This is a genomic window from Lysinibacillus sphaericus, from assembly GCF_000600105.1.
Classification (GTDB): domain Bacteria; phylum Bacillota; class Bacilli; order Bacillales_A; family Planococcaceae; genus Lysinibacillus; species Lysinibacillus sphaericus.
The window spans coordinates 313470-334491 of the sequence record NZ_CP006837.1; the positions used below are offsets into that span (position 1 = coordinate 313470).

30 protein-coding genes and 1 pseudogene are annotated in these 21022 nt (G+C 35.0%); 26 read left to right on the plus strand and 5 right to left on the minus strand.

Going from position 1 to position 21022, the window contains the following annotated elements:
* Window positions 1–168: 168 nt before the first annotated feature.
* Together T479_RS01460 and T479_RS01465 are read right to left on the minus strand one after the other, a co-directional pair.
* Window positions 169–387, minus strand: a complete 219-nt coding sequence (locus T479_RS01460) for a helix-turn-helix transcriptional regulator (RefSeq protein ID WP_024360913.1) — start codon at window positions 385–387, stop codon at window positions 169–171.
* A 136-nt stretch (window positions 388–523) separates the two neighbouring features.
* Window positions 524–922 (minus strand): helix-turn-helix domain-containing protein, encoded by a 399-nt coding sequence (locus tag T479_RS01465; protein WP_024360914.1) that lies wholly within the window; start codon window positions 920–922, stop codon window positions 524–526.
* Window positions 923–1109: 187 nt separating this feature from the next.
* On the opposite strand from T479_RS01465, the gene T479_RS01470 reads away from it, so the two are divergent.
* The 8 genes and pseudogenes from T479_RS01470 to T479_RS01500 all read left to right on the plus strand — a co-directional run bounded on the left by T479_RS01470 (window position 1110) and on the right by T479_RS01500 (window position 4130).
* Window positions 1110–1325 carry a helix-turn-helix transcriptional regulator gene (locus T479_RS01470; RefSeq protein ID WP_025218437.1) on the plus strand — a complete coding sequence of 72 codons (216 nt, stop codon included), beginning with the start codon at window positions 1110–1112 and terminating at the stop codon, window positions 1323–1325.
* 15 nt (window positions 1326–1340) lie between these two features.
* Window positions 1341–1523: a helix-turn-helix domain-containing protein gene (locus T479_RS01475; protein ID WP_025218438.1), complete on the plus strand. Its 183-nt coding sequence runs from the start codon at window positions 1341–1343 to the stop codon at window positions 1521–1523.
* Window positions 1520–1699: a DUF6877 family protein gene (locus T479_RS01480; RefSeq protein WP_038509361.1), complete on the plus strand. Its 180-nt coding sequence runs from the start codon at window positions 1520–1522 to the stop codon at window positions 1697–1699. The genes T479_RS01475 and T479_RS01480 overlap by 4 nt, the downstream gene beginning before the upstream one ends.
* 53 nt (window positions 1700–1752) lie before the next feature.
* Window positions 1753–2100 (plus strand): hypothetical protein, encoded by a 348-nt coding sequence (locus T479_RS01485; protein WP_025218439.1) that lies wholly within the window; start codon window positions 1753–1755, stop codon window positions 2098–2100.
* A pseudogene (locus tag T479_RS24000) lies at window positions 2100–2252 on the plus strand (AbrB/MazE/SpoVT family DNA-binding domain-containing protein); the annotation flags it as partial. The gene T479_RS01485 and the pseudogene T479_RS24000, both read left to right, overlap by 1 nt.
* A 117-nt stretch (window positions 2253–2369) precedes the next feature.
* A complete protein-coding gene (locus T479_RS24160) occupies window positions 2370–2498 on the plus strand; it encodes a hypothetical protein (protein WP_265101564.1) in 129 nt (42 codons plus the stop codon).
* Between the two features lie 81 nt (window positions 2499–2579).
* Window positions 2580–3803 carry an SNF2-related protein gene (locus tag T479_RS01495; protein WP_025218441.1) on the plus strand — a complete coding sequence of 408 codons (1224 nt, stop codon included), beginning with the start codon at window positions 2580–2582 and terminating at the stop codon, window positions 3801–3803.
* Window positions 3804–4130 carry a hypothetical protein gene (locus T479_RS01500; protein WP_025218442.1) on the plus strand — a complete coding sequence of 109 codons (327 nt, stop codon included), beginning with the start codon at window positions 3804–3806 and terminating at the stop codon, window positions 4128–4130.
* Here T479_RS01500 and T479_RS01505 read toward each other — a convergent pair.
* Window positions 4099–4695, minus strand: coding sequence for a hypothetical protein (locus T479_RS01505; protein WP_025218443.1), 597 nt, complete (start codon window positions 4693–4695; stop codon window positions 4099–4101). The genes T479_RS01500 and T479_RS01505 overlap by 32 nt on opposite strands.
* A 110-nt stretch (window positions 4696–4805) precedes the next feature.
* Between T479_RS01505 and T479_RS01510 the strand changes: the two genes are divergently transcribed.
* Genes T479_RS01510 through T479_RS01525 form a run of 4 tightly spaced genes read left to right on the plus strand, consistent with a single transcriptional unit; the run spans window position 4806 to window position 7773 of the window.
* The gene (locus T479_RS01510) at window positions 4806–5090 is read left to right on the plus strand and encodes a nuclease (RefSeq protein ID WP_025218444.1); all 285 of its coding nucleotides are present in this window, start codon (window positions 4806–4808) and stop codon (window positions 5088–5090) included.
* A complete protein-coding gene (locus tag T479_RS01515) occupies window positions 5087–6943 on the plus strand; it encodes an AAA family ATPase (RefSeq protein ID WP_025218445.1) in 1857 nt (618 codons plus the stop codon). The genes T479_RS01510 and T479_RS01515 overlap by 4 nt, the downstream gene beginning before the upstream one ends.
* Before the next feature lie 30 nt (window positions 6944–6973).
* Window positions 6974–7285 carry a hypothetical protein gene (locus T479_RS01520; protein ID WP_025218446.1) on the plus strand — a complete coding sequence of 104 codons (312 nt, stop codon included), beginning with the start codon at window positions 6974–6976 and terminating at the stop codon, window positions 7283–7285.
* Complete coding sequence (locus T479_RS01525; protein WP_025218447.1) at window positions 7285–7773, plus strand: DUF669 domain-containing protein; 489 nt, start codon at window positions 7285–7287, stop codon at window positions 7771–7773. The genes T479_RS01520 and T479_RS01525 overlap by 1 nt, the downstream gene beginning before the upstream one ends.
* 48 nt (window positions 7774–7821) lie before the next feature.
* On the opposite strand, the gene T479_RS01530 is transcribed toward T479_RS01525, so the two are convergent.
* Entirely contained in the window at window positions 7822–8277 is a 456-nt protein-coding gene (locus T479_RS01530) for a hypothetical protein (protein ID WP_025218448.1), read from the minus strand.
* Window positions 8278–8372: 95 nt separating this feature from the next.
* Between T479_RS01530 and T479_RS01535 the strand changes: the two genes are divergently transcribed.
* The gene (locus tag T479_RS01535; RefSeq protein ID WP_025218449.1) at window positions 8373–10055 is read left to right on the plus strand and encodes a DNA polymerase; all 1683 of its coding nucleotides are present in this window, start codon (window positions 8373–8375) and stop codon (window positions 10053–10055) included.
* Between the two features lie 42 nt (window positions 10056–10097).
* On the opposite strand, the gene T479_RS01540 is transcribed toward T479_RS01535, so the two are convergent.
* Window positions 10098–10364: a hypothetical protein gene (locus tag T479_RS01540; RefSeq protein ID WP_025218450.1), complete on the minus strand. Its 267-nt coding sequence runs from the start codon at window positions 10362–10364 to the stop codon at window positions 10098–10100.
* Window positions 10365–10457: 93 nt separating this feature from the next.
* Between T479_RS01540 and T479_RS01545 the strand changes: the two genes are divergently transcribed.
* From T479_RS01545 to T479_RS01605, 13 genes are all read left to right on the plus strand, one after another.
* The gene (locus tag T479_RS01545; protein WP_025218451.1) at window positions 10458–12326 is read left to right on the plus strand and encodes a DNA primase family protein; all 1869 of its coding nucleotides are present in this window, start codon (window positions 10458–10460) and stop codon (window positions 12324–12326) included.
* A gap of 485 nt (window positions 12327–12811) precedes the next feature.
* Entirely contained in the window at window positions 12812–13222 is a 411-nt protein-coding gene (locus T479_RS01550) for a hypothetical protein (protein WP_025218452.1), read from the plus strand.
* Window positions 13223–13387: 165 nt separating this feature from the next.
* Complete coding sequence (locus tag T479_RS01555; protein ID WP_025218453.1) at window positions 13388–13693, plus strand: hypothetical protein; 306 nt, start codon at window positions 13388–13390, stop codon at window positions 13691–13693.
* The gene (locus T479_RS01560; RefSeq protein WP_025218454.1) at window positions 13690–14037 is read left to right on the plus strand and encodes an HNH endonuclease; all 348 of its coding nucleotides are present in this window, start codon (window positions 13690–13692) and stop codon (window positions 14035–14037) included. Before T479_RS01555 ends, T479_RS01560 begins: the two co-directional genes overlap by 4 nt.
* A 121-nt stretch (window positions 14038–14158) precedes the next feature.
* The gene (locus T479_RS01565; RefSeq protein ID WP_025218455.1) at window positions 14159–14692 is read left to right on the plus strand and encodes a phage terminase small subunit-related protein; all 534 of its coding nucleotides are present in this window, start codon (window positions 14159–14161) and stop codon (window positions 14690–14692) included.
* Complete coding sequence (locus tag T479_RS01570; protein ID WP_025218456.1) at window positions 14689–16407, plus strand: terminase large subunit; 1719 nt, start codon at window positions 14689–14691, stop codon at window positions 16405–16407. Before T479_RS01565 ends, T479_RS01570 begins: the two co-directional genes overlap by 4 nt.
* A 14-nt stretch (window positions 16408–16421) precedes the next feature.
* Window positions 16422–17636: a phage portal protein gene (locus T479_RS01575; RefSeq protein ID WP_025218457.1), complete on the plus strand. Its 1215-nt coding sequence runs from the start codon at window positions 16422–16424 to the stop codon at window positions 17634–17636.
* A complete protein-coding gene (locus tag T479_RS01580; protein WP_025218458.1) occupies window positions 17602–18189 on the plus strand; it encodes an HK97 family phage prohead protease in 588 nt (195 codons plus the stop codon). The genes T479_RS01575 and T479_RS01580 overlap by 35 nt, the downstream gene beginning before the upstream one ends.
* Window positions 18182–19519, plus strand: coding sequence for a phage major capsid protein (locus tag T479_RS01585; RefSeq protein WP_025218459.1), 1338 nt, complete (start codon window positions 18182–18184; stop codon window positions 19517–19519). Before T479_RS01580 ends, T479_RS01585 begins: the two co-directional genes overlap by 8 nt.
* Window positions 19520–19523: 4 nt before the next feature.
* Complete coding sequence (locus tag T479_RS01590; RefSeq protein WP_025218460.1) at window positions 19524–19781, plus strand: head-tail connector protein; 258 nt, start codon at window positions 19524–19526, stop codon at window positions 19779–19781.
* Complete coding sequence (locus T479_RS01595; protein ID WP_025218461.1) at window positions 19762–20100, plus strand: phage head closure protein; 339 nt, start codon at window positions 19762–19764, stop codon at window positions 20098–20100. The genes T479_RS01590 and T479_RS01595 overlap by 20 nt, the downstream gene beginning before the upstream one ends.
* Window positions 20097–20525, plus strand: a complete 429-nt coding sequence (locus T479_RS01600; protein WP_025218462.1) for an HK97 gp10 family phage protein — start codon at window positions 20097–20099, stop codon at window positions 20523–20525. Before T479_RS01595 ends, T479_RS01600 begins: the two co-directional genes overlap by 4 nt.
* Window positions 20522–21019 (plus strand): phage tail terminator family protein, encoded by a 498-nt coding sequence (locus tag T479_RS01605; RefSeq protein WP_025218463.1) that lies wholly within the window; start codon window positions 20522–20524, stop codon window positions 21017–21019. Before T479_RS01600 ends, T479_RS01605 begins: the two co-directional genes overlap by 4 nt.
* Window positions 21020–21022 lie beyond the last annotated feature (3 nt).

The following is a 21022-nucleotide window of genomic DNA, read 5'->3' on the forward strand; positions in this document are numbered from 1 at the left end:
TTGTTCTCTTTTATGATATAATAAAAAACAATTAATGGGTAAGTTATGTTGATTTATATATTTTTGCTTTATTTCCAAATAAATACGCTATTAGTGAAAGAAATTTGGTATAGTGTTAATAAGTCAATTGACTTATTCTAGGTCGGATAGAGTAGAAAAATTCTACTCTTAAGTGCCATCTTCAATCCATTCGTACAGTTCTTCAATATTACAATTAAGAATTGTAGATATGTTTTTTGCTACTTTTAGCGACATGACTCGATTATTTTGAATATAATGTTGTATTTGTTGAGGCATAATACTTAATTTTTCAGCTAACTCTACTTGTGTCATATCGTTTTTTAAGAGCAATTCTCGAAGTTGGCATCTACCGACTTGATAAGTCAATTGACACCCTCATTTCTTACATAATTTTTACTATAAAAAGGTGGAGCGTAGCATGAACAAAAAAGAAGTTAAATTACTTATTGAATTTATTAATTTGAAAAATAAAGCAATTAAGACAGGTAAAGATTCCAATGAATTAATGCTGCTTTTTGAAAAGCTCAACCGCAATCTCAATATTTCCAAGTAAATGTTTACGACTGTTTTCATCAAGTGTTTGAATGTATTCCATTAGTTGTTTTAAAAATAACATGTCGTTTATATCGAAATTTTCATTTGAATCAAGTAATGCTTGATGTAGTGATTCAGAAGTATCCCTCTTTGGAAATAAATCATCAACTTTAATATCCAATGCCTCAGCCAAAGCAAATAAAGCATCTTGAGATGGAGCGATAAGACCCTTTTCGTAATTAGAAATGGTATTATCGCTTTTACTGATTTTTGCACCTAACTCTTTTTGAGTCATCTTTTTTTTCTTCCTAAAAAATTTAACTTTTTCACCTACAAATATAGCTAAGTCTTTTTCTATCTTATCCATCATAAACCTCCGAATTTTTTATTAACATTTATCAAAATTTATTATTATTGCTTTTATTTTATCTTTATTTATAACGAGTATACCATTAATATATTGTACTCAAAACTAAAAAATTCGTTATAAGTGAATTTTTTTGTTGACATTATTCGGTGATACCGAATAGAATTGGTGCATAGGAGGTGAACATATGCAATGGAATTTGCTGATGCTCCGTAAAAAAAATAAACTTTATCAAGAACATGTAGCGAAGATATTGGGTATTAGCGTAGGTTCGTACGGAATGAAAGAAAGAGGAGAGGTCGAATTTACAGCTGATGAAATGTTTAAGCTTAGTGATTATTTTAAATTATCAATGGAGCAAATTTTTTTACCGAGAAATCTCGGTGATACCGAATTTTTATAATGTGAGGTGATAGTCGTGGAAAAAATAACTTTATCAGTTAATGAAGTTGCTGGATTAATTGGTGTAGGTAAAACAACTATTTACACTATGGCTCGTCAAAATGAGATTCCACATAAAAAAGTGCGTGGTCGTATTTTGTTTCATCGTCAAACTATTGAAGATTGGCTAGTTACTAATACAGATGGTGAAAACAAATGAACATTAAACCAGTACCAGTTGCATTAGTCGGTGAAGCCTTAACGAGTGTTACGCCATTGTATGAACTACATCAAATTGCTTGCGAGTTACCTTTAAACGTTCTATCAGATGTTAAACAGCAAATAGGTGACTGGCTAGCAAGTGGTGGAAAAGAAACGGATCCATACATTAAGTAACAAGTTGCTTATGCAAAGAAAGTTCATCAGGCATTGAGAGGAGGTGAGTGTAAATGAAGGGAAGTTTCCATCAATCTCGTAGGCAATCAAATTTTTATAACTACTTGAAACCGGACAAGCAATTAGCTTATGCGAAGCAATGGGTAGCCACTTTGAATAGCAAATTATTAGAGCCTTTTGTAAAAATTACAGGAGCTACAAAGTACAACCGTGATGTCTTTTACGAAATTGATATAGAAAAATTATTAAAAGTTGAGAAAGAAAATCAACTTTTACGAGAAGCACTTGAAAGTGCACAAAGCCAATTAATTTCAATCAGAGGATTAGATAGAGTACATGATAGCGAAATTACAGGGGTTTGCTCTGAAATACGAAAAACATTGGAAGGTGGAGAAATTTAATGAAATCAACAGGTATTGTACGTAAGGTAGATGAACTTGGTCGTGTGGTTATTCCAAAAGAGCTAAGACGTACTTTAGGTATCGCTGAAAAAGACGCTTTAGAAATCTACGTAGATGATGACAAAATCATCTTAAAAAAATATTTACCAAACGGTGAAAAAGAAGATGTAATTTCATCTTTAGTAAAAATGGCTGAGAGCGCAAAAAATCCAAATGTGATTGATGTTATTGAACGTGCTATTAAATTAATTCGGTAGGGGTTGAGTCTAATGAATGATTGTCTTTTAGAAGTCTTAGGTGATTATTTTGTAAAACATAACCTGGCCAATAAAGGTTGGAAATTTCATGAGTTTGTTGCCGAATGGCAGCGTGGAACTATTGTAATGGCAAAAAAATAAGAGCCCTATACCGGTGCAACGGTTCAGGCTCAGATACAAGTAAATAACAATGACATTATAACACGAAATGAAGTGATGTGAATGAAACTATTCCCACACCAAGAACAAGCACTTGATAAAACCTATGAATATAACCGTGTCGCATATTACTTAGACATGGGGTTAGGGAAGACATTTGTAGGTTCTGAGAAGATGTGGGAGCTTAATACGCCATTTAATCTATTAATCTGTCAAAAGTCCAAAATAGACGAATGGAAAGAGCATTTTGAGCAGTTTTACGACTATAAAGTAATTGTATTTGATAAGCAAAAGGTTGAGGATATACCGCCTGAAAGTGTCCTGGTTATTAATTATGAAAGAGCATGGCGTAGGGATGAATTATTGAAGCTAAAGGATTTAACAATAATGTTGGACGAGTCTTCCAAGATAAAAAATGAAAACTCTAAGCAAACTAAATTCATCCTTAAATTAAATGCCGAAAACGTCATTTTGTTATCAGGTACACCGACAGGCGGAAAATATGAAGAATTGTGGTCACAGCTACATTTGCTAGGTTGGAAGATTAGTAAAAAGCTATTTTTAAAGCAGTTTGTTGTTCAGGAATGGGACGACAAAAATCAAAAGATGAAAATCACCGGTTACAAAAATATAGAGCGTTTGAAGGCGAAATTACACATTTATGGTGCGGTATTCATGAAGACGGAAGAGGTATTCGATTTACCTGCAGCTAATGACAACATTGTCAAAATACCAGGGACAAAACTGTATAACGAATTTGCAAAGCATCACATTTTAGAGCTTGAAAATGAGTTGTTGATTGGTGACACTGCACCTTCTAAGAAATTGTATCTACGGCAACTTGCAGGCGTGTATAACGATCACAAGCTGCAGTATGTCAAAGATTTAATTGAGAGTACCAATGATCGAGTTATCATCTTTTACAACTTCAAAAAAGAATATGTTGCATTGACTGAAATCATTGATAGACCAATCAGTACCGTTAATGGAGACATCAAAGATTTATCAGCATATGAGCAGTTTGAGGACAGTGTAACGATTATTCAGTACCAAGCTGGGGCAATGGGCCTTAACTTGCAAAAAGCCAATAAAATCATATATTTCACGCTCACAGATAAGAGTGAGTTGTTTGAACAAAGCAAGAAACGCATACACCGTATAGGTCAAGAACGCCCATGTTTTTATTACTACTTGCTAACAGTAGGTAGCATTGAATGGCGAATGAAAGAGGTGCTAGACGAAAGGCGCGATTATACAAATGCGTTATTTGAAAAGGAGGAAATGTAAATGATTAATTCTGACAAAAGAAAACTTCAGGAAATTGAAGTTAAACTCTCTAATTTATTTGGCAATCCAACAATTAAGGAACTTAGTGTTGAGTTAAACAAGAATGGTCAAATTTTTGAATCTGTAGGAGTAATTTACGAGGTTGTGCCCGATGTCCTCTTCAAGGAATCAGGTTTAGATATTTTAAAACTTGATCAATCTTGGATTTTTACAAAACAAGACATAGAGCAACTGCTCCAAAATAATATTGGAGCAGTTGAGATTATGATTAGTAAAGATAAAAAAGTCCAGATAATTAATCATTATCTTCACGAGGAGCAAGTATAAAGGATCTTTGTTTAGTAATATCAGGTGTGAATACAGCATTTAAATTGGAATACTTTAAATATTTGGCTACATCTATTCCGAGTATATCTTTTACTTTATCAAATTGCTTCGGGGTAATTGCTTGTCTACGAATGTAATGGAAGTAGATGGCATCATTTGGTGATACAGAACTTCTACTGGCATTTTTGATTCTTCGTATACCTTCATTATTATGAAGATATGAAATTCTAAATTCATCGTTAGGGTTATTTACACTTTGAATGGACTGTTTAAGTTTATTGTAGAATTCACTGAAACCGTAGTTTTCCTTGTTTTCTAATCCTTTAGCGTGAGCATAGTATTTACCCCAATATCCATTTATTTTTGCTATATCATTTTCAAAATAAATTCCAAAGTTCTTAACAAATGAGAATTGATCATTTTCACATACAAGAGTTAAAAACTCATAATCCTCTTTTTGAGCAAAGAAAACTTTAATTTGATGATCGTTAAAAATGAATGCAATCTCTAATATTTCATCAGAATTTAAAGAGTTTAAAATTTCATATTCTGTTTGAAAATCCATTTTTATTCACCTCCTTACATTTCCAATATTCGACAAAGATGAGTGTGAATCCTTCAAAAAGGAGACCAGAAGATGACAAATTTTGATATTAAATAGGATGTGATTGAAGAATGAGAGAATCGCAGTTTCAGAAGAAAGTTATTAAATTCCTAAAAGAGAAGCCGAACGTGTGGCATATCAAGTATTGGGCAGGATCTCAATACACAAAAGAAGGTATTCCTGACATTCTAGCCTGTATAGATGGTGTATTTCATGGAATAGAGCTTAAAACCGATGTGGGTACACCTAGTAAGCTACAGCTGTATAACATTCGAAAAATTAATGATACAGGTGGTGAGGCGTATATATTACGGCCAAAAGATTTTGAAGCCTGGAAAGAGAGGTGGTTCGGGTGACCCAATACAGCTATAGTCGTGTATCACTCTTTGAAGATTGTCCTTATCACTTTAAATTACGGTACATCGATAAACTCACTGAGCTACCAAACTATGACGCAGCTAATGCTTTAACGATAGGTAAGGCATTACACACCGGCATTGAGCATGATGTACCAACGGCACTTGATTACTACTATAATTCGTTTCCTGTGCTTACTGATCGCATGTTAGAAGAAGCTATTAAACTAGAAATTTTAATTCCGAAAGTACAAGCTTTTTTGAATGAAATGTTTGATGGTTGGAAGCTTATTCATGAGTATGAAATCGATAAGCCTGAGTACAAAGGGTTTGTTGATTTGATTGCAGTTGCTAATGATGGTCAGTGTATGGTCATCGATTTTAAATACTCTAATCACATTAAGAATTACTTAGATAGTGGCCAACTACACATCTATAAAGATTACCTGGAACAAGACGGCTTTAAGGTGAAGAAACTAGCCTATTTATTTGTCCCAAAAACAAGCATTAAACAAAAGAAAGACGAGGATCTATTTCAATTTAGAAAACGACTAATTTCTACTCTTGAAGAAATGAACGTCACATTTGTTCCTATTGAATTTGATGAAATGAAAACAGTGTATTTCCTCAATAGTATTGAAAAAATCGAAACTGCTAAAGAATATCCACGAAATGTTAGTGGAAATTGTTTTAGCTGCAATCCAAAATTTGCTCCGGATTACCTGGATGCAATCACAAATGACAAAGGAGAGATAATTATGGCATTACCTAAAAATGAGCGCAGAGAGCGATTAATTGATACAAAACCGGACTTATGGTTGTACGCAGATTCTTATGTTGGTAAATCAACATTTGTGGACCATTTCCCGAATGTCCTTTTCTTTAATACAGATGGGAATACAGATAATACGACAGCGCCAGTAATTTCAATCAAAGACGAAGTAACAAAGACAGGTCGTGTTACTAATCGTAAACTAGCTTGGGAAGTTTTCCTAGACCGTGTATCTGATTTAGAAACAGAAGAAAACACATTTGAAACGGTTGCTATTGATTTAGTTGAGGACTTAAAAGAACATTGCCGTATTTATGTATTTGAGAAGAACGGCTGGGAGCATGAATCAGACGGCTCATACGGTAAAGGTTGGGACAAGGTTAAAACCGAGTTTAACAATGCCATCAAGCGTTTAAAATCACTAGGTTATCAAGTTGTCTATATTTCGAAAGAAATCATTAATGAAGTAACGCTAAAAGGTGGAGCTAAACGCACAACATACCGTCCAAACATCGATGAAAAGACAGCAAATTTCCTTACTGGTACGGTGGACTTAACAATTCGAGCATTTGTTAATTCAGATGATGAACGTTTCTTACAACTTGCTAAGAAGCAAAATGTGTTCGGTGGTGGTCGTTTTGACTTCCAGGTTGAAACTATTCCACTAGATTACGAGGCATTCATTGAAGAATTAAAAGTTGCTCAGGAAGGTAAAGCAACACATACAGATGACACACCTGGTCGAAAAGAACGTGCAAAGAATGAAGACGATGCGGTTCCAAAACGTGAGCGTTCTTCACGTAAAAGTAGTAATGATACCGCTAAGAATGACGAAACTTCCAACGAGAATGAAGATAATAATCTTGGTGAAGAAGAAAAACCAACACGCCAACGTCAACGCCGAGAGCGTTCAAATAATGATGCTGCAAGTACAGATGAATCGAAAGAGGAGGAAAAACCGCGCGAACGAAAACGCCGCGAACGTAAGCCGGTAGACGATGATACGCCACCAGGTGAAAAAGTAGATGGGGATGAACCTGCAGAAGAAACAACTTCACGTCGTCGTCGCCGTAGATCATAAAAACTAAACCAATTTTAGGAGGGTATTTACATGAAAAAATTACTTAATCAAAAAGAACAATGGTATGCCGATACAGCGGAAGAAGCTGAGGAAATTGTAGCAGAAGCCAAAGAGTCAGAGGGCTTAATCAAGCATGCTATTTCTGAAAAGCACAATAAATATGGGACATATCATTTAGTAGACTTGCAATTCAGCTACAATACACCGCGTGAATTAATGGAAGATGAAGCCGCTAAAAAAGAGCGAGAAAAAGAGCCTGATGGTCCACAGCATGATGGTGTTGAGGTATTAGTTGATAAAGATGGTACCGTTTCAGTTAACAATAAGGAGGATGAAGAATAATGGCAGATAAAAAATTCGATTGGTCAAAATTTGATAAAAACGTTGATATTGAGGCATTAGAAGCTGATGTAAAAGAAGTTGAAGAAAACGGTGGTGGGAATTTTGAGCCTATTCCTGATGGTCAATATGAAGTAGAAGTCGAAGTAATGGAGCTTGTTACATCAAAGGCAGGCGATCCAATGCTGAAAATTTGGTTTAAAGTTCTTGAAGGTGAATATGAAGGACAACGAATTTTCTATAACAAAGTGATGCAGCCACAAAATGACCGAGCATTTGGTCTACAGGTTCACCAAAATAATGAAATGTTACGTGCATTGTGGGATTGTGAAAAGGATGATGTTAAATTTACAGGATTCGAAGATTATGCCGATTTAGTCCTGGATATTCATGAAGATATTGAAGGTAAGTTTGAATACTTACTGAAAAAAGAAACTGATGATAAAGGCTACGATCAGTTTGAAATCGAAGAAGTTTTCGAAGTTGAATAAATGAATAAAGGGAGCCTATAAGCTCCCTTTATTTTAAATGGTAATAAATTATTTTACAAATAACTGATTAAGAACATCTTCATGTATTCCCTCTTCACACATGCGAGTTGAATCATGTCCACCTGAAGGGGTAGGTGATACGTTGGATAAATTTTGAATAGTTCCACCGCCCATTGTAAGTATAGCATCAAACTCTAAAGTACCTGAGCAATCTAAATCTTCAGTGTCATACTCACAACCTATTCCGTGGAAAATTTTTCTTTTGTATTTTGCTGTATATGAGAGTTTGACATGACATGAAACTTTTACATTAAATATGTCACTTTCATTTTCAACACTAACTGTAATTTCAGATGTGCCGGTTTGTCCATCCACCCATCTTTCATTTCCATTACAGTAAGGCACGCCTAGTCGATTTCTACGAGTAACATTATCCTCATGATCTGAAAAAGGCTTTCCATTAAGTTTGTTGGACAGAGAAACAATAATTTGCTGAGTATCCATTTTAAAACCTCCTAGTTATTCATACAAACAGTTCTATTATGAGTTAATAAAAATTTTGTATTCAAGATGCTCAATTAAAAAAGTTAGGTGATAATATGCTTTTCTATGACTTTGAAGTATTTAACCATGACTGGCTAGTTGTCATCGTTGATACGGATACAAAGAAAGAACATGAATTAATAAACGACGTGCCTGGTCTCATTGAATTTTACAATACACATAAACAAGATATTTGGGTAGGTTACAATTCCCGTCATTATGACCAATACATCTTAAAGGCAATTATATGTGGCTTTACACCACAAGAAATAAACCACTGGATCATAGTTAAACGTGAGCCAGGATGGAAATTTTATAAGGACTTTTGGAAAATACAATTATTTAACTTCGATGTAATGACAAATAAATTTAGATCATTGAAACAGCTAGAAGGATTCCAGGGGCATGATATTCAAGAAACTACAGTTTCTTTCAATACTGACAGACAGTTAACAGACGATGAAATTATAGAAGTGCTGAAATATTGCCGTCATGATGTACATGAAACGATTCATATTTTCATGGAAACAATATCAGAATTTGAATCACAGATTGAATTACTAAAAATGTTTAATTTGCCACTGAAACAAATATCTAAAACAAAAGCTCAGTTATCAGCTGTAATTTTAGAAGCACAGCAACCTAAAGTTGAGCGTAATGATGAATTTGATTTCTCATTTCCGTCTACTTTAAGAATTAACAAATATACTCAGGTGCTTGATTTTTATAAGGAAAACAAAGATTACAGCAAAGTCTTTGAATTAGATGTTGCAGGTGTACTTCACCTATTTGCTTGGGGTGGCTTACACGGTGCAAGGAATAACTATATTGGAACCGGTCATTTTTTAAATATAGATGTGGCAAGTTATTATCCAGCACTAATGATTGAATATGGTTACTTGTCCAGGAACGTAAAAGATCCTAAAAAATTCACTGAGATACGTGATAGACGACTTGAATATAAAGCAGCGAAGGATAAACGTCAGGCTCCACTAAAAATCGTTATTAACGGTACCTATGGTGCCATGAAGGACAAATATAACAGTCTTTATGATCCATTGATGGCCAATAACGTATGTATTGGTGGAATGACATTGCTTCTAGATTTAATTGAAAAATTAGAGCCATATTGTGACATCATCCAATCCAATACTGACGGTGTTCTTGTTAAATTAAGAAATCATAAGGATTACGAATTAATCGATGATATTTGTTACGAGTGGGAAAAACGTACAAAAATGGAGTTGGAATTTGAGGAATTTACAAAGGTTATTCAAAAGGATGTAAACAATTATATTCTTGTTGATGCAACTGGCAACTATAAAGCTAAAGGTGCCTATGTAAAAAAGCTTAACCCACTAGACAATGATCTTCCCATAGTGAATGAAGCCATTGTTAATTGGTTCGTAAAAGGGATAGATCCCGAAGAAACTATTTTCGAATGTACAGAGCTAATTAAATTTCAAAAGATTGTAAAAATCAGTAACAAATATGATTATGCTCGTTATGGATTAAGACGAATGAATGAAAAAGTATTCCGCGTATTTGCTAGTGTAGATCAAAACGACAAGGAATTGAAAAAAGTGAAAAACGGTACCCCCGAAAAGATACCGTATGTACCAGAAAAATGTTTCATCATTAATGAAGATATAAGTGACATGAAAGTACCCACAAAGCTTGATTACTGGTGGTACTTAGACTTAGCTAATGAACGAATCAATGCATTTATTGGGGAGTGATTGTAATGAAAAGGACCATTATTTTTAATGGTCCATGATTATCTAATTAAATAATGCACGGATTTCTTCCCATTTTTTCTCGGGCAACCATCCATAGTATTGATTAGTTACAGCTATTACCAAGATGAAGTCATTGGTATCTAAATAAGGTTTTAATTGCTCGTATAATCCCTGTGCAGAAAGATTAGATTTAACTAGCCAAGCAGACTTCTGATATTTACAATGTTGGAACGTTTCTAGTTTTTTAATTAAATCAGGGTAGTTTTGACCATCTTTATTTAGGTCATACGTTACTGAATAAACTGCCATGTGATTTCACCTCCTAGTAAGATACCTATTTCGACAAATAATATGAAAATCCTTTATTTAATTACAATTATTGTATAGAGAGTGGTGATTACAATTTATAAAGGCTACCTGAAAGGAAATGGTAAGCATGCTGCCACATCATTCAAAGATGGTAGCAAGTTACTTTCCTATAATACAGCTAGAAAAGAAGATTCTTATGTTGGTATTTTGGCAGATGATTTTATCATGGTTGATGTTGATGACATAGACGAAGCTGAAATACTACTCAACATAGTAGAAGATAAGGATATTAAATGTTCCGTATTACAAACGAATAATGGCATGCATTTTTATTTTAAAGGCTACGCTTTAACAGCAAATAAAATTAAGTGGTATTCCAATATGGGGATACATTGCGATTACAAGCTAGGTATAAAAAATACTGCCGATCCACTTAAAATAAATGGCCATATTCGCAAGTGGCTCCGTAAGTGTGAAGAACATGATCCTTTGCCTGCCTGGTTATATCCATATAACAAGAAAAATCCTAACTTGGCCAAGTTATCAGATGGTGATGGACGTAACGATAAACTTTTCACTTACATTTTAAAAATGCAATCGCAAGGTATGGCTAAAAAGGATATTAAAGAAACTATTGCTATTATTAACAATTATATTTTAGAGGAACCGGTTGATAAGAATGAGCTGAACATTATTTTACGTGATGATGCATTTATGAAAGAATCTTTTTTCATTAAAGGTGTATTTCATCATGATAAATTTGGTGATTTCTTAATAAATGAACATCACATTTGTAAAATCGCAAACGTGCTGCACATTTACCATGAAGGTGTATATTCGGACCGTGAGGAAGACATTGAACGAATGATGGTCAAACATATATCATCATTGACCAGGGCGCGACGACAGGAAACGTTAGCATACATTCAACTTAATGCTAAAGAAAAACATTTTGCATCTACTCAGTATGTGGTCCTAAAGAATGGTGTATTTAATTTAGAAACTTGGGAACTGCAGGACTTCTCACCTGAAATAATTACTCGTAATAAAGTACCAATCGCTTATGTGCCAGGTGCTTATTATGAGGTGACAGACAAAACATTAAATAAAATTGCGGTCCATGACAAAAAGATACGATCCATCTTAGAGGAAATCTTAGGCTACATTTTATTTAGACGAAACGAGTTCGCGGCTTTGTTTGTCCTCACTGGTAATGGTAGTAATGGTAAATCATCATATTTAAAAATCATTCGCAAATTAGTGGGTGAATTTAATACTGCTTCACTAGATTTAAAAGAGCTGGACCAACGATTCAAAACAGCTGAGTTATTTGGAAAGTTAGTCAATATTGGTGATGATATTTCGAAAAGCTATATAAAAGAATCATCTGTACTTAAAAAATTAGCAACAGGTGAAACTTTGAACGTCGAGCGGAAAGGGAAAGATCCATTTGATTTCACCAACTACTCAAAATTGATTTTTTCGGCCAATGAGATGCCACGAATTAATGATTACACGGATGGTCTTGGTAGACGTCTTCAAATTGTCCCTTTTAAAGCAAAGTTCTCAGTAGATGATGAAGACTATGATCCATTTATTACAGACAAACTGCTTTCTGATGAATCGATGCATTATGTATTGAATTTAGCTTTGAATGCTTTAAAACGACTACTTAACAATAAAAAATTCACACAATCCAAAGCCGTTGAGAAAGAGATGGAGAAATACCATGAAGAAAACAATCCAATTATTAGCTTTATGCATCTTGAAGATATTGAATTAGAACGTGCTGTAGTAAGTGATGTGTATTTACAATACAAAGTTTACTGCAGTGAAAATGGCTTCCAACCTGTAAGTAATATTAGTTTTAGTAAAATGATTAAACAGATGTATGGTTATAGCACAAAAGTACAACGTGTGGATGGTAAAACAAAACGTCTATTTATCATCGATGAAGAATGATAAAAATTTGCGCTTCCCAAAATAGTGTTACAGATGAAAATAGAGAAAATGTCTAAAAAACATGTGATTTTGCCGTTTGACTTTTTCCCTGGGGAAACACGTTGATATATCAACACCTTTTTTAAAAACGTGACCGATTTTAGGTCAAAAAATGTTCTGAAAAAGTGACCGTTTTAGCAGTTTATAATGAAAAAGTGGGTCAAATGCGTAACATGTTACAGTTATCTGTAACGTGATAAATGCAGTCATATCAAGAGTTTGTAAGGTGCGTTACAGTTGTTACAGATAAAATGACTTTCTTTATATTTTATATATAAATAAATAATATTTTTTTATCTTATATAAGAAATATAGGGGGTAAATGCGTAACACGTAACACAGTTAAGTTACTTGAAGCTTAGAGCCATAAGGGTTTGAAGGTGTTACAGATTGTAACGCTTTGTTACGCATTTTCCTCAAAAATAGTGACCGAAAGGTGGTTGCGAATGACCAAATTGTCTTATGAATGGTTGAAAGACTATAAAGAATTAGAATTTGAAATCATGAGATTAGAAAATAACCTAAATAGAAGTAAAAGAGAATTAGGTAGATGGACAACAGGGGACTTAGCAAAATATAAATTAACAGCAGAAAGTGACGGTGCAAGATTAGAGGAACGCATTGAGGCAATTCAATATGAATTAGCGCATAAAATGAATGATTTAGAAGATATGAGAAAATTCATTTGTTCATTTAATGATCTTGAATACAAAATTGTTTATAAAAAATACATTGAAGGAAAGACACTAGAAAAGATAGCAGAGGAAATGAATTATAGTTCCAGCTACATTTACAACAAACATGCTCAAATAAAACGAATGATTGAGTTTGCCCTTGATTTAGTAACTTCACATTGATTTACCATTAATAGATGCAATGTTAAGTATTGAAAAACCGTTATATGATGGTAATGTGATAATTACATCACGCCATGAAAACCTCCTTTCAGCATGAGGCCGTACAAATTAGTACGGTCTTTTGTTATGTCTGAAAAGAGGACAAATGAAAGGAGCGATTAATAAATGAAAGTACAAATTCGCACAACAGCTAACGGAACTGAATACTGGGATAATGAAGCTAAGAAAACATTGTTTGTACCTGCAGGTGAACAGCCATCATTTAATGTAACTGAAAGTCCTACAACAATGCTTCATAAAGGTGAAACAGTTAAGCCATTAGATGAACCAGTAATTAATTTAGAGGGCATGACTGCTACACAGCTGAGAGAGTTTGCAGAAGAAAACAATATCGATGTACCAGGTAATTTAAAGAAGCCTGATACAATCCGTGAGTATATTGAGGAACAATTAGCAGTTGATGCAGAATGAAATATTGTAGTGAACAAGGATGCCGACAGTTAGTTAGTAAAGGGCGGTATTGTGATAATCATAGAAGAAAGAAAAGGAATGTAGGTGCCAGCAATAAGCCGTTCTATAGCACGGAGGCATGGAGGGATTTAAAGGCTGATTGTTATCGGCGAGATAAAGGAAGATGTACACGATGCAATAAGTTTGTGTTTGGTAAGACAGCACAGCATCATCACATCATACCAATCAATAAGAGGCCAGACTTGAAGCTTGATCCAGGCAACGTCACAACCTTATGTCCAACGTGTCACATGATAGTTGAACATGAGACAAAGCCGAAGCCAAAACATAATTTTAAATGGTGATAGCCCCCCTACCAAATAATAATTTTGGCCATTTTTCTGTAGACCGTATGAGCATGGAAACGCGCGCCTCAATTTGATTTTTTGAAAAAATTTAAGTGTGACAAAGGCAGGTGAATAGGTATTGACCAAAAAACACGAACAAGCATTTGAGCTTTTTAAAGAGAGCGAAGGAAGTCTTTCAAATGCAGAAATAGCAACGGCTGTTGGTGCTGCAGAGTCTACAGTTAGAAAGTGGAAAAGTCGCTATAAATGGCTTGAACAATTGGGTGTAGTTCAGAATGTCACAGTAGAGGAAAAAGAAAGTGTGACGAAAAGTAAACCTTCAAATCGTGAACTGCAGCATAAACGAATAATTGACTCATTGGTGGAGGCTGGAACCTATTCGCCTGCTTTAGATTTATTAATTGAAGTGTACCTGGATTGTTTCGAAGAATATGAACAAGCAAAAGAAATTGGTGAAAATACTGAAAAGCTTCGAAAAGAATTAGCTCGTTTACTTGGCCAACTTGGATTAGACGGTAAAAATAAGGATCTTATTAAAAAATCAGGGACATTACTTGCTAAAGGAGACGAGGAAAAGAAAAAAGAACCGGATCCTGAGGTGAATGAAAGTAGTAAGCTTGTTCAATTTAGGAAGAGGAAAATGCGACCATGATAGATTTTGATGTAAATTATGCTGATGAATTTGTAAAAGAGTTCGATTCTAATCCAAAAGCTTATCCACACAGTATTAAATTAATGGTGAAGCGATATAAACGATGGAAGAAGCGTAAAGACATTTGGTTTGATAATGATAAAGCCAATGACATGTTATATTTCACCGAAACATTCTTGAAACATGCAAAAGGGAAATGGGCTGGCCAACCATTAATCTTAGAATCATGGCAGAAGTTTTACTTTGCTAACATTTATGGATGGCAGCGAGAAAATGAATTTGGAAAAGCTGTACGAGTTGTTCGAAATGCATACCTGCAGGTGCCAAAGAAAAACGGTAAAACAATTATGGGCGGTAGTCCTGTAATTTATGGTATGTATGGTGAGGGTGTTAAGGGCGCTGACTTCTACATATCAGCAAATACATTTGAACAATGTCAAAACGCTGCTATTCCCATCGGCCTAACGATTGAAAATAGTCCTGATTTGCGTCCAGGTACACGTATTTACAAAGGTAAAGAAGATACGATTCGCTCTATCAAATATACTTTCGTAGAAGATAGTATTAAGTATGCCAATACATTGAAAGTCTTAACAAAAGACAACGCAGGGAACGAGGGTAAAAATCCATATTGTAACTATTTCGATGAAGTCCACGCCCAAATGGACCGAGAACAATATGATAACTTGCGATCTGCTCAAATAGCCCAAGAAGAACCATTGAATATCATCACAACAACAGCTGGAAAACAAACTGGAGCATTGGGCGCACAAATTCACGCTTATGCAAAAGAAGCTATGAAGAATGATAATGACGATTCTTGGTTTGTAATGATTTATGAACCTAACAAGGGCTATGATTGGGAAGACCGCGAAGTTTGGCGCATGGTAAATCCGAATATCGGTGTATCAGTAAGCATGGAGTTTTTAGAGAATGCATTTAAAGAAGCTCAAAATAATAGCTTCAATCGTGCCGAGTTTTTATCTAAGCACCTCAATGTATTCGTAAACTATGCGGAAACATATTTCGAACTTGACCAATTAGAAAAAATGCTTGTTGAAGATCTTGGAGAGATTGAAGGTTTGACATGTGTTGTGGGTGTCGATTTATCAAGACGTACAGATTTAACATGTGTGAATATTAACGTGCCAACATTTGATGATGATGGTGAACCAATCTTAAAGGTAAAGCAAATGTATTTTATTCCTGAGTTTGGGATTGAAGAAAAGGAACTGCAGCGTAACGTTCCTTATCGTGAGCTTGCTGAAAAAGGATTTGTTACACTATGCCCTGGTAAAACAGTAAGCGAAGATATGGTAAACGAATATGTAGAATGGGTATTTGATAATTTTGATTTACGACAAATAAATTATGATCCTGCATTGGCTGAAAAGCTTGTTGAACAATGGGAAATGCTCGGTATACCGTGTGTAGAAGTGCCACAGTATCCAGCAGTAATGAATGAACCATTTGATGATTTTGAAATTCTTCTTTTGCAGGATAAAGTAATAACAGATAATCCATTACTAATTTTCTGTGCATCTAATGCAAAAGTCATAACGAATATAAACAATTTAAAAACACCATCCAAGCGAAAAAGCCCGGAACATATAGACGGCTTTGTCGCTTTTTTAATTGGCCATAAAGAGACATTAAATATGATGGCCGAAAGCATGGATGGTTTAGATGAATATGTGAAATCAATTTATCGATAAAGCGAGGTGAGAAAGTGGGAATAAGAGATAGGCTTTCAAGATATTTAGTAAAAAAACTTGAAAAACGAGGCTTAATAGAGGATTCATTAGGCGGGAGTGTTCGGTTAAATGGATGGTTTGCTAATGATGAAAACATATTACAGTCAAGTGATGTGTACGAACTATTACAAGACATAAGTAGTCAAATAGCATTGGCCCAGGTGGTAGTTGAAGACCAGGAAACAGGCAAGGATATCACGAGCCATCATGTTCTAAAGCTGTTACGCAATCCAAACAAATATTTAACCGGCACAGAATTTATGAAGTTGATGGTGAACACTTATTTAGTAGAAGGTGAGGTTTTTCCCTTTTACACAGGCAAGGAAATTCATATTGTATCGAATGTTGAAACTGAAATAGACAGTCAACTAACCGAACATTTTAAAATAAACGGCACTGAGATACCTTCAAGTATGATTCGTCATATTAAAAATATTGGTCTCAATCATTTAACAGGGGTTGGACTAAAGCAGTTAGGTAAGGATACGTTAGAGGGCGTTATGAGTGCTGAAAAGGTACTGACAGATAAGTATAGAAAGGGCGGTATTCTTGCATTCTTATTAAAATTAGATGCTCATATCAATCCGAAAAATGGTGCTCAATCGATTCTAATCAATTCAATCCTGGATCAACTAGAAGGAATTGACGATAGTAGGACAATAAAGCTTATTCCGTTAGGAAAAGGATATGAAATTAGTGATTTAAAGAGTCCAATTGATGATTCTAAAAACCTGGCTTACTTAAATGTTTATAAAAAGGATCTTGGAAAGTTTTTAAATATTGATGTTGAAACTTACAGATCAATGTTAAAGACGGACTTAGAGAAAGCCATGATGTACTTACACAATAAGTCTATTAAATCTATAATGCAAAACTTTGAAGACCATTTAAGTCTTCTTTTTTTCGGTCAAAATTCGAATTTACGTTTGAAATTCAAGATTAATATTTTGGACTTTGTACCATACAGCACGAAAACAAATATTGCTTATAACCTGGTTAGAACAATGGTCGCAACCCCTGACGATGCTCGCGATAATTTACTAGGCTTTGATCGTTTATTCACTGAGGAATCAATGAAGCTGTACATTTCGAAAGATTTAATTGCTGGCGAAGACATTAATAAAGCGACAGATAACAGCTTGAAAGGGGGGGAAGATGGTGGCCAAGCAGAAGGAAATTCGGACGCTTGATATTCAGGGACTTCAAACAAGGAGCCAGGGCGATAGTGAGTCGAATGTGATAGAAGGTTATGCAGCTGTATTTAATTCCCCTACAGATATATGGGGCATGTTTACAGAAGTTATCGCGCCTGGTGCTTTTGCGGATGCGATTGCCTCAAATGACGACATACGCGCGCTATTTAACCATGATTGGAACAATGTCTTAGGAAGAACCAAGAGCGGGACTTTGCGCTTGTCAGAGGACGCTAGAGGGCTTAAATTCGAAGTCGATTTACCAAATACAACATTGGCTAGGGATTTATCAGAGAGCTTAAAACGTGGCGATATTTCACAATGTTCATTCGGGTTTGTTCCCACAAGTGAAACATGGGATTATGAACCTGAAATTCCTGTCCGAACAATTAACAGCGTTGAACTACATGAAATCAGCGTGGTAAGTATTCCAGCATATGAAGACACAGAAGTGTCATTACGGTCAAAAGAAGCAAATAAATCGATTGAACAACGATTGAAATTAATACAACAAATAAACTCAGTTTTGGAGGAAAACAAGCATGAATAAAAAACTATTAAAAGCATTACAGAAACGTCTGAAAGGACGTTTAACAGAACTACGATCACAGTTAGAAGCTGGCGATATTGCAGAAGAAGCAATCGAAGGTGTTACAGCTGAAATTCAAGAACTATCCGACGAGCTTAAAGAAACAGAACAAGCACTTGCAGATCTAGAAGATGATCCAGGAAACGATGATCCTGAAAACCGTAGTGCTGACAATCCTGACGAGGAAGAAGAAGAAGAAGATAAGGAAAAAACTGATCCTGAAAAACGTGGTGGTATTTCGCAATCAGCGCAGACAGCAGTAAATGCTATTGGAAAAGCTTTATCAACTCGTAATTCTAAGTCTACTAAAAAACGTGAAGCTGAAATTCGTTCAGCATTTGCTAACTTTGTAGTTGGTAATATTACTGAATCAGAGGCGCGATCATTAGGAATAGCAATTAATAACGGTATGGTTACTGTGCCAGTAGAAATTTCAAAAGAAGTTATTTCCTACGCACAAGAAGAAAACTTGTTACGAAAGTACGGTACTTACATTCCAACAGATGCAGATGTAAAATATCCTGTACTTGTAAAGAAAGCAGATGCTAATGTTTCTAAAAAGGAACGAGCGGCAGCAGGTGGTAAAGAGGTTCCTAAAACAGACATTGAATTTGATTCAATTGATTTAGACCCAGCTGAATTTGATGCCCTTGCAACTGTTACAAAAAAATTATTAAAACGTACAGGTGTAAAAATTGAGCAAATTATTATTGAAGAATTAACAAAGGCTTATGTTCGTAAAGAAATTAACTACATGTTTAATGGTAATGATCCTGATAACGAAAATGATGGCGCGCTTGCTAAGAAAGCTGTTCATTATTATGAAACAGTCACAATTGATCCTGTAGCTGTAGACGATCTAAAATTATACAAGCAATTAGTAAAATTAAAAGGACAACCAGTAACAGAAGTGCTAAAAAAATCTATGTGGATTGTAAACCGTGCAGCACTTACTTTACTTGAGGGTATGACAGATTCTACTGGTAAACCATTATTACATGAAGCAACGGAAGGTTTAAGCTATAAATTACTGGGTCACAAGTTAGACTTCACTGATGCTGCAGATGGAGAAGATCCAACAAAACCAGTATTCTATTTTGGCGATTTCTCGAAATTCTATATTCAAGAAATTAAAGGTGGCATGGAGCTTCAAAAGCTAGTAGAAAAGTATGCAGGTACCAATGAAATTGGCTTCCAAATATACAACCTTATTGATGGCCAATTAATCTATTCACCATTTGAGCCAGCCGTTTACCGTTACGAAGTAGGAGCCACTAAACCAGGGAGCTGATTAGATGGATGAACTATTAGAACAATTTAAGGAACATATTCGAGAGGACGGTGAGGGAGATGCTTCACTGTCCTTTTATTTAAGAAATGCCAGGCGATATGTAAAAACTGCAACAGGTGCCGAACAAGAATATTTGGTACTAATGGTTGCAGGAATTATGTATGAATACCGTGTTGCAGATGATGAATTGCAAAAAGCACTTGACGCCATCACACCTTTTATCGTTCAGGAGGCTTATGGCGATGCCGAAACACCAAGCTAATAAACTGACAAAGAGAATTAGTATTTGGGGTAATGTGGAGGTCGAAAATCGGCTAGAAGAAACGACTTATAAATTTGAGCCCATTAAAACAATTTGGGCTGAAATTATCCCACAGACAGGATCGCTTCAAAAACAAGTTGCTGAAACTATCCTCACAAATGTTACGCATAAAATTAAGGTTCGCTATACAGCTGGAAAAGACATCACAAAGGAAATGCAGATTAGATTTAAAAACCACACATTTGAAATCAAATATATTATTGATCCTTATTTTGAAAACAAATGGCTAGAAATCTTTGTCCAGGAGGTGTTGCAATGAGTATTCAAATGAATGGACTCACTCAATTTCAGAAAGATTTATTTGATGTTGCAACCAAGGAACTACCAAAAGAAGCACCAAAATTAATGCGTAAAATTGGCAACAAAGCTAAATCAAAAGTGGCAAAAAAAGCGCGTAGCCTAGTGAAGAAAAAGAACAACATCTACCATAAAAAATGGAAACGAGGAAAAGTCTTTATAGGCTATCGTGGCGAGTTGGTTGTCCGTGTAATTAACTCAGCACCACATGCACATTTGGTTGAGGATGGTCACTGGATGGTAGACCATGAAGGTAATAAAACAGGCGATTTTGTTCATGGGAAAAAACCACTTGATAAGGGTATGCGAGAATTTGAAACGTCAGGTGATGTTGAAAAGGAAACAGTGAAATGGCTAGATGATTTGTTGAGGAAAAAGAAACTATGATTACATTTGAAAACATTAGAACAATAGTGACCAGAAAACTAAAAGCAAATTTCAAAGGATTAAAGGTATCAAGTAAATCTGTAAAGGATGGCTTTACAAGGCCGTCGTTTAAATTGGAATTAGATAATGTGAAGCGTGAGGGCTATTTAACACAAGTTGAAAAGTCTTGTACGGTTCGCATTTTTTATTTTCCTACAGATGAAAATGATAATTCGATTGAATTGCTAGATGTTCAAGAAGCACTTGGTAATTTATTTGACCTTAAATTTTCTGTAGGTGATCGCCATTTAAATATAGTCGAACCTAATTTTGATGAGATCGATGGTGTATTGCAATTTGAATTTGACCTTCAATTCTTTGACGGCCGTGAATACGGTGAGGAAAGTTCAAGTTCAAATACTAATATCGAGGATGAAATTAAAAACGGGAAAGAATGGTATGAGAAACATCCAATTGAACTTATGGGTGAGTTGGATGACGAGGAAGGGGATTAAACA